General features: G+C 49.7%; 7 protein-coding genes. 6 read left to right on the forward strand and 1 reads right to left on the reverse strand.

The annotated features are described in order from the left end of the window. Positions 1 to 44: 44 nt before the first annotated feature. The 6 genes from EZM41_RS00520 (at position 45) to EZM41_RS00545 (ending at position 8227) form a co-directional block, all read left to right on the forward strand. Positions 45 to 1400 carry a sodium:solute symporter family protein gene (locus EZM41_RS00520; protein WP_198468351.1) on the forward strand — a complete coding sequence of 452 codons (1356 nt, stop codon included), beginning with the start codon at positions 45 to 47 and terminating at the stop codon, positions 1398 to 1400. Between the two features lie 46 nt (positions 1401 to 1446). Beyond that, positions 1447 to 3000: an amidohydrolase gene (locus tag EZM41_RS00525; RefSeq protein WP_198468353.1), complete on the forward strand. Its 1554-nt coding sequence runs from the start codon at positions 1447 to 1449 to the stop codon at positions 2998 to 3000. Between the two features lie 112 nt (positions 3001 to 3112). After that, positions 3113 to 3319: a hypothetical protein gene (locus tag EZM41_RS00530; RefSeq protein WP_198468355.1), complete on the forward strand. Its 207-nt coding sequence runs from the start codon at positions 3113 to 3115 to the stop codon at positions 3317 to 3319. 35 nt (positions 3320 to 3354) lie between these two features. Beyond that, a complete protein-coding gene (locus EZM41_RS00535; RefSeq protein ID WP_198468357.1) occupies positions 3355 to 4845 on the forward strand; it encodes a sodium:solute symporter family protein in 1491 nt (496 codons plus the stop codon). A gap of 368 nt (positions 4846 to 5213) precedes the next feature. Further along, entirely contained in the window at positions 5214 to 6170 is a 957-nt protein-coding gene (locus EZM41_RS00540; RefSeq protein ID WP_198468359.1) for a TAXI family TRAP transporter solute-binding subunit, read from the forward strand. Between the two features lie 116 nt (positions 6171 to 6286). Beyond that, positions 6287 to 8227 (forward strand): TRAP transporter permease, encoded by a 1941-nt coding sequence (locus tag EZM41_RS00545; RefSeq protein WP_198468361.1) that lies wholly within the window; start codon positions 6287 to 6289, stop codon positions 8225 to 8227. Here the strand turns inward: EZM41_RS00545 and EZM41_RS00550 are convergent. Next, the gene (locus EZM41_RS00550; protein ID WP_198468363.1) at positions 8210 to 9091 is read right to left on the reverse strand and encodes an ROK family protein; all 882 of its coding nucleotides are present in this window, start codon (positions 9089 to 9091) and stop codon (positions 8210 to 8212) included. The genes EZM41_RS00545 and EZM41_RS00550 overlap by 18 nt on opposite strands. Between the last annotated feature and the right edge of the window lie 155 nt (positions 9092 to 9246).

Consider the following 9246-nt stretch of genomic DNA (forward strand, 5'->3'; position numbering starts at 1 on the left):
TTGGGATGATAGCTTTTTATTTTGTAATTGTCCTGGTCATAGGAATGTATGCTAGTAAGAAGGTTCGAAACTTCGACGATATCTCTGTAGCTGGTCGGCGATTTGGCACCTTTTCTGCAGCAGTGGGGAGCGCCTCGAATGTCGCTGGTGGTGCTAGTACCGTAGGCACCGCAGCCGATGGTTTCAAGATTGGGCTGTCTGGTGGTTGGTTTGGCGTCGCGACGGCCCTTGCTGGTCCAGTGACGGCATGGTTTATGGGTATTGTAAAGAAGGTAGCGGATAGACATCGATTTGTCACGGTGGGGGATTTTCTTGGCTACAGATATTCCAAATCCGCTAAAGTAATTGCCGGCGCAGTGAACGGGATTTCTTACGCTGGTTTCGTTGCTGGTCAGGCAGTTACGTTAGGTGCGGTTCTTTCCTCTGTTATAGGTTGGGACTTTAATGCGAGCATAGCGGTTGGTTCTTTGGTTTGTATCGGATATACAATAGCTGGAGGTCTTCCTGCGGCGGTTTATACCGATTATCTTCAGTTGACAACAATATGGCTGGGTATGGCTGTAGTTGGATTACCTGTGGCGTTGGGCATGGTCGGAGGGTTTGGGGCCTTAGTTACCTCTCTGCCAGCCGAGTTCTTTGATATCGGGCGAGTGGGAGTAGGCTCCGTGCTTGGAGTTTTGATTCCCACAGCCCTTTCCAGTTTTGTTCTTCAGGCAGCTTACGCATATGCAATTTGTACCAGGAACCCATCTATGGCCGTAAAGGCGCGCTATCTCCAAAGCGGCCTTTATATAGTGCCAACCCTTGCTGCCTTATTGATAGGAGTGTGCGGGCTTGTTTACTTTGGGAGTTTGGATAACCCGTCTCAGGTCTTGCCTAAGATGATCTTGGAGATATTTCCATCGGGCGTTGCTGGTTTGGTTTTAGCGGCAGTGCCGGCAGCCACGATGAGCACATTTGATACCTGTCTTACCTGCTCGGTAAGTTCTTTTGTGCAAGACGTTTATAAGCCGTTGATTAACGCCAATCCATCTGAAAGACATACGCTGATAGTAACGCGCGTACTGATGGTAGTTGTCGGTTTGTTTGCCATGCTCGTTGCAATGGCTTTTCCACGCATCATCCCGCTTATCCTGTGGGGTTACGCATTTGGCGTGGGGGCTCTGTTGGCGCCTACTCTTGCAGCGTTCTTCTGGCCTCGTGCCACTAATGGAGGTGCCTTGGCTGCCATGCTTGTCGGTGGCCTGACGCAGCTTAGCTTGACTATATGGAAAGTCCTACCTGCCGCTATTCCTCCAGTACTCGTCAGCCTGCCGATTTCTGCGATAGTTCTATTTGCGGTCTCTATGATAACCCAACCTCCCGACCCAAAGGTTATAGATGGAATGAGGTGGAAATGAGGGGTCTGGCACAGAAGCGAAGGGGGTGAAGGAGAGGTTGTCACAGATGTATCTGGATATCTTAATCACAGGTGGCAAGATTATAACCCTTGATCCCAACAAACCTGAGGCTGCCGCAGTGGGTATAAAGGATGACACGATAGCCCTGGTTGAGGATTCAGCCCAGAGTTTGCACGAAGCTATGCCCGTTGCCAAGCACATCGACCTCCGAGGTGCTGTCTTGCTGCCTGGTTTTATCGATACCCATGTTCACTTGTTGAATACCGGTATCTATCAACTCCTCGGCGTGGATTGCACAGTTGCCTTAACCATAACCGAGGTTTTGGAGCATATATCCAAGAAGGCCAACGCCATCCACACAGGAGATTGGATCTTAGGATATGGATTTGATCATGAGAAAATTAAAGAAAGGCGCTATCCCACAGCGAATGAACTTAGCGAGGCTGCCCCTTATAACCCTGTCTTTGTCCAAAGGCGGGATGGTCATTCTGCTGCCTTAAATTGGGAAGCGATGAAGCTGTTTAAGATCTCGGCTGGACAACCTGGAGTTGACACGGATGAGAGCGGTCGTGCCATTGGTGTGGTGAGGGGAATGGCCAACACCAAGGTAATCGAGAAGCTTAATCGGATTTTGGTGACACCTTCACTATGTGAGCGTGCGTATTCCACTGCGGCTCTTGAGGCGTTAAAAGTAGGGCTTACAACTGTACATGCACTCGTAGGTGGCAAACAGACAGATCTTAGCACTTCGTGGCTCATAGAAAATGGGTTAACTCTTCCAGTTAGAACTGTAGTATATGATGAGACTACCGATGTCGACAGGGTGAAAGCAGAAGGATTGAACCGAATTGGTGGTTGTTTGCTCATCGACGGCTCTGTTGGTAGCTGGACCGCAGCGTTGTATGAGCCGTATAGCGACAATCCATCTTCTTCAGGCGTGTTGTATTGGGACGATGATTGCCTCTTCCAATTTATACACAAGGCTCATCAGGAAGGTCTCCAAGTCAGCATGCACGCTATAGGCGAGCGCGCTATAGATCAGCTTTTATCCGCTTATGAAAAAGCAATAAAAAAGAGCCCCAGGTGGGATCATCGACATCGCGTGGAGCACTTCTTGTTTCCTACATGGGAGGCGGTAGACAAAGCTGCTGAGCTTGGGTTAGTTCTGGCGATGCAGCCAGCGTTCGAATACTTTTGGGGCGGGGTAGGCAACATGTATGGTTCTCGGTTGGGTCCGGAGCGAGTGACCAGGACTAAACCAATTCGCACTGCACTGCAAAAGGGCATACGCGTGGCTGGAGGTTCAGATAGCTACGTAACTCCGATGTGGCCATTGCTGGGCATACATGCCACAGTTAATCACCCTAACGATGCTCAAAGAATTTCGGTCTTGCAGGCTATTGAGCTATTTACCACAAATGCGGCCTACGCTGCTTTTGAAGAGGATAAAAAAGGCATGATAAAAAGGGGTTATTTGGCTGATTTTGTAATATTGGCGGAAGACCCAAGGGTCATACCATCTGCCAAAATAAAGGATATAAGTGTATTAATGACCATTGTAGGCGGCAAGCTTGTCTACTCTGCATGTCATTTTAGGTAACATATTGCTATAAACAGCCTATAATGATCAATGACTATATTGGTAGCAAATAAGCTATGATAATTTGTTAATTGCTGTATTTTAACAAAATATAATAAGGAGGTTTGAAACAATGAGCACAATTGCATCCAGAAAAACCAGAAGTAAGGTGTTAATAGCTATTATTATTCTTGTAGTCATTCAAGGTAATTTCTTACCTCCATATCTGCCTAACTTTATTGTTTTTGGCTGGATTCCTTTTCAATTGTTGAATTATTGGCTTTACGCAGTAGAGCTTTCTGTTTTAGGTTGGCTGTTGGCAAGGCAGATAATAAGATAGTCCTTTTGAGAAGCGATACAAAGGAGATGATCGTTATGGGTCGCGGCGTTTGGGTTTTGGTTGGATTGGGAATCTATGTCGTTGGCGTTATTTGGCTGTCTGAAGTTGCTCACAAGAGAGCGCAAGCCACTACCGAAGATTATTTTGTCGCAGGCAGAAGTGTCCCAACGCTCATGATGATAGGCACGATTGCTCTTTCCATATGGAGTGCCTTGGCGTTTTACGGATGGCCTGGGGCAACTTATCGTGCGGGCATAGGGTATCTTGCCGGTGCAGCGGGTGGTTGTGTGATGGGTATTTGGGCGGTTCTAATAATGTATAAGCTTTGGTTATTGGGTAAACAATATGGTTATGTGACCCCTGGGGATTTTATGTCTGATCGTTATTACTCTCCACTTTTTAGATGGATAACATCTTTAATATGTGTAATTTTTATAGTGCCTTACATCTCTGCTCAGATAATTGGAGCATCGTCAGGCATTGAAGTCGCGAGTGCTGGTTCTGTCAGTTTTTGGCTTGCTGCTGGAATACTATCTATTATTTTGATATGGCACGTTCTTTGGGGTGGCGCCAGGTCCATTGCCTTTGCTGACACGCTCGCTGGCTTTGCGGGTGTGTTTATTACAGTGACAATGATATGGTTTGTGCTTTCGGCAAATTTCCAGGGTGGATTACAAGAGGTTGCTTCTAAGGTCATGTCTCACTCACCTGAGGTGCTGTCTCATTCAGGCATTTATGCAAGCGGCGTTGGTGTACTTGGAATATCTGTAAGTGCCGGGGTGGCTATTATAGCATGGCCCCATATTTTCGTCAGATCTTATTTTGCATTTTCAAAACAAACCTTTAGAGTAATGGCATGGGTATTCCCATTACTTGAAATGTTTATGTTTTCGTGTTTTGTAATTCAAGGTTCTTATTTAGGACGGGCATTATATGGGCCTGGTCTTGACTCGAGGACTTCGGACATTCTGCTTCCAAAAATGGTTAGCGAATATTCTCCATTTTTGTTTTCCATTTTAGTAGTAATAGGCGTATATGCTTATGCGATGTCGACAGCTGATTCTCAGCTTCTTGTGTCGAGCTCAATTCTTCAAAAAGACATCTACGATCAATTAAAGCCTGGAGCAAGCGAAAACGAGCGCCTGCGATTCGCAAGAATATGGATATTGGTGATGATGTTGGTAGTGCTACTTGTAGTCACCTTTAGGCCTGCCTTGTTGGTAAATTATGCATATGCGTTTTCGTCTCCTGCGTTCGCCCAATTACTTCCTCCTCTATTGGGTGGCCTTTATTGGCAAAGGGCCACGAAAGAAGGGGCCATAGCGGGTACAGTTATTGGCTTAGTTGCTGTATTGGTGACTCAATTTGTAAGAAATCCCGTTCCAATAGTACATCCTGTTTTGTGGGGGTTATTGCTCAATATTTGTGCATATATGTTGGTCAGTTGCGCAACACCGCCGCCGCCTCGGGAAGTAATAGAAAAAATACATATCTTCTTGGACAAGAAAATATGGGAAGAAGGTTAAAGTTACTTGAGTAGAATGACAGACTGACTACATACTTAAATAGTGAATAAGATTTTAGACATCCCATTTCCCTAAATTTATCTCTGGATGATGCTTATAGATTGTTAAGCACAACCTGCGATTTGCGCATCTCTTAAATCGTTAATGAGAATGGCAGTTCTATGCATTGTTGTGCCCAAGAGCATAATGGTTACCCTTCTTAGCCACAGCTGATCGACTGAGCTGTGGCTAAGTTTGGAAATGGCTCGATAACTCTAAATTGATATTTCGTATTAATAATCTCTCAGGAGCTTGGGCATTGACTGGACGGCAGACGTGAGGTATTTTAACTGAACCAAAATAGGACACGAACGGGAGGGGTGGAGCAAATGGTGAGGAAGAAGGGGTTATTAGTTCGGGTCGCAGTGCTGGCATCGGTTGTCTTTATGGCGAGTTCAGCTTGGGCGGTAACGTTTATCAACCTCGCCACGGGGACGACTGGAGGGATGTATTACCCTGTAGGTGCTGCTATGGTCAAGATTTGGAATGAGAATATAGCTGATATAAATGCCAATGTTCAATCCACCGGCGGAACCGTCCACAATATCCAATTGATGGGCAATGGAGAGGCGGAGGCAGGTTTCATGGATCACAATTATTACAGCGCCTACAATGGCTTGGGCAAGTGGGAGGACAACCCTCAGAAATACATAAGGGGAATGGTCCCTCTCTATCCCGAGCCCGTCCAGCTTATGGTAGCGCCCAACAGCGGCATAAAGAGCGTTTACGATCTAAAGGGTAAAAAGGTATCTATAGGAGCCGTGGCCAGCGGCACAGAGGTTACGGCGAGACAACTTTTGAACCTTGCCGGCATAGACCCAGATAAGGACATAAAGGCGGAGAACTTAGGTGTGGGAGACACCGGAAGGGCCTTCGCGGACAGGCTCATCGATGCCGCGATAATGATGGGAGCGCTGGGTCAGGCTGGGGTGGTGGAGGCTACCACCCTGGGGGTGGCTTATCTCATCGACATCCCCGACGAGGTCATCAAGAAGGCAGTCAGTCAGTATCCTTATTGGTTCCCCTTCACCATACCGGCCGGCACCTATAAGGGCCAAGAGGAGCCGATCAAAACCTACGCAGGTCCTAACATCATAGCCGTTCACGAAAAGCTCACTGAGGATTTAGTCTACCAGATGACGAAGACACTTTTTGAACACAAAGAAGACCTCATCGCAGTTACACCTCAGATGAAACATATGGTGCCCGAAAACGTCGAGCAGATCGTGATACCCTTACATCCTGGCGCCGAGCGCTATTACAAAGAAATAGGTGTCCTAAAGTGATAGAAAGTCGTTGACTGCTTGACGCGAACAGTCCTTAGGCCCTATGCTTCCTGTATTCGCGCGGGGAGCATGGGGCCGTATTTATACCGGTGCATATTGAGGGAGGAATCGACAAGATGTCAGGATCTTCAGTCGAGGAAAGCCAGCAAAAAGTCGAGGAAGTAATCGAAAAGTACGACGTAGAAAGCCGCTACAGGAGATTGAGCGGTTTGTCTGGCCTTTTCGTATCGGGTTGGCTCGTGGCTATGTCGGCATTTCACTTTTACACGGCAGGCTTGAGCACTCTCCCTACGTCCATACATAGGGCGGTACACCTGACCTTTGCCATGGTTGGCGTCTTTTTGCTTTACCCCGCCAGAAAGAGCTCAAGCAGGCGATCGATACCGTGGTATGATTGGCTGCTGGCAGGATTATCGGCCCTCGGATGCGGGTATATAGTCTTTTTCTTCAACGACATCGCGAGGCGTGGGGCGGCCGTCTTCCCTCACGATCTATGGCTTGGGATAATGACGATAGTTTTAGTCCTCGAGGCTGGTCGTCGCGTCTCTGGCAAGGTTTTGCCGATGCTCTCTATCTTGTTTTTGCTCTATTGTTACTTTGGGCGACAAATGCCTGGTGTGTTTATGCACCGCGGGTATTCGATAAACCGCATCGTCCAACATATGTATCTCGTCCCCGAGGGCATATTCGGCGTAGCCCTCGGGGTTTCGAGCACCTTCGTATTCATATTCATATTGTTTGGGGCGTTCCTTTCCAGGTGCGGAGGAGCGCGCTTTTTCACCAACTTGGCTTTAGCGCTGGCAGGGCGCTCGCCAGGCGGACCTGCCAAAGTCGCTATAGTGGCCTCTGGACTTCTGGGCACGATAAACGGTTCCTCTGTGGCAAATGTGGCCACCACCGGAGTCTTTACCATACCGCTCATGAAGAGGGTGGGTTACCGTCCCGAGTTCGCCGGGGCAGTGGAGGCGGCGGCCTCAACCGCCGGGCAGTTCATGCCACCGATAATGGGGGCAGGGGCTTTCGTAATGAGCGAATTTCTGCAGGTGCCTTACTTAAGGATCGCAGCGGCTGCTGCGATCCCGGCTGTAATCTATTACTTAGCCCTCTATTTCAATGTCCATTGCAGAGCGCAGAGGCGAGGGCTAAAGGGACTTCCAGAAAAAGATCTGCCCAATGTGATAGGTGTCCTGCTTCATGACGGTCACCTCCTGATTCCGTTGGGCGTGGTGCTCTATGCACTGCTTTCCAAATATACCCCGCTTGCCGCGGCTTTCTGGGGTGTGATATCCGTGTTCGCCGTGAGCTTCTTGAGACCCCACACGAGGATGAATATAAGGGATTTGTTGAAGACCATGGAAGAGGGCGCGCGCAGCGCTCTCGGTGTTGCTTTGGCGTGTGCCATGGTTGGGTTCATAGTAGGGACGTCGTCGCTCACAGGATTGGGCTTTGTTATCTCCAACAATATCATCGAACTTGCTCACGGGAGACTCTTTTTTACCCTCCTTTTGGGCATGGTGGCATGCCTGGTGCTCGGAATGGGGCTTCCGACGACTGCAAATTACATCGTCACCAGCACGATTATAGCGCCGGCCTTGATAAAGATGCACATCCTTCCCTTGGCGGCTCACATGTTTGTGTTTTACTTCGGCATAATGGCAGACCTTACGCCTCCCGTGTGCCTGGCGGCATTCACCGGAGCTGGCATAGCAGGGGCAAATCCAACACAAACAGGCTTCCAGGCCGCGAGGATTGCACTTGTGGCGTATCTGTTGCCCTTTACGTTCATTTATTCTCCCGCCATCCTGCTCGAGAGCCCTAACTTGCCATACTTGGCGCTGTTAATAGCGTCCGCTGCCGTCGGTGTAGTTGGTATTTCAGGAGCCCTCCAGGGATGGTTGCTCTGCCGGTTGGGACTTCTCATCAGGGGTTTACTCCTCGCTTCTGGCGTGGCGGCGTTCTTTCCGCAGGCACAATATAAGGCAGCAGCGCTGATCGTTCTCACTGCCGCCTTCTTCACCTTGTGGTGGCGCGCTCGTGCCTCAAGCGAAATATCCTAATGCGACCGCCGCGGCGCCTATTATTGCGGCATCGTTGCCCAGGAGGCTAAGGCGGAGGTCTAATGCTTCCCTGAACGGAAGCGCCAGGTAAGGGATAACGTGAGGTCGCAAACTCTCAAGAAAGCCCTCACCTCGGCTCAGGCCACCGCCTATAACGATGGCCTCGGGGTCGAGCATGTGCGCGACAGATGCCAAAGCTCTCCCCCAGGCGTCAAGCGCCACGTTCCAAAGGTCTGCAATGACGGGGTTCCCCCTCTCTTGCCATAGACGGGGGAGGTCATCGGGAATGCCCCATGAGCGGGCAAGTCTTTCTAAGGCATCGGCGCCGCAAATGGCTTCCAGGTGTCCCCTTCCGCCGCACCCGCAGTATTCATCTCTGCCGATTGCGATGTGGCCGGGTTCGCCCGCCATGCCATGAGCGCCCTTCAGGAGCTTTCCGTCGAGGACTATCCCGCCGCCTACACCTGTGCCTAATGTTATAACCACATAACTTGAAAGGCCCTTTGCGGCGCCTACCCACCCCTCACCCAGGGCGTAGCAGTTGGCATCGTTTTCGATTGCTACGGGCCTGGAAAGGCGTTCCTCGAGTAGCGCCTTCAACGGCACCCCTTCCCAGTTGGGAAAGTTAGGCATCTTTTTAATATGCTCCCTAAAAGTATCGAGCATTCCGGGCACGCCCAGCCCCACTGGAACGACCTCTCCGGCTGGAGAGAGTGCTTCAACGAGACGTGCAACCTGAGCGCACACCTCTTCCTGGCGCCTGCCAGGCGCAGTCGCTTCTTCCAAACGCTCCTGAATAGCCCCATCAACTACAAGAGCTGCCTTTGTGTTGTGTCCGCCCAGGTCTATCCCTATAGCGCGCAAAGGCCCACCTCCTAACGGCCGTGTAATCCCCTGGCTGCTACGAAAGCTATCCCGTGCTTGGTCAGGCTTTCAGCGGTGCGGTTTAAGGCTATGTGCTTGAGCATATAATTCTTCTCGAGGCTTTCCCAATGACCGGAGGCTATGACCTCCTCCTT

The organism is Acetomicrobium sp. S15 = DSM 107314 (assembly GCF_016125955.1).
GTDB lineage: Bacteria > Synergistota > Synergistia > Synergistales > Thermosynergistaceae > Thermosynergistes > Thermosynergistes pyruvativorans.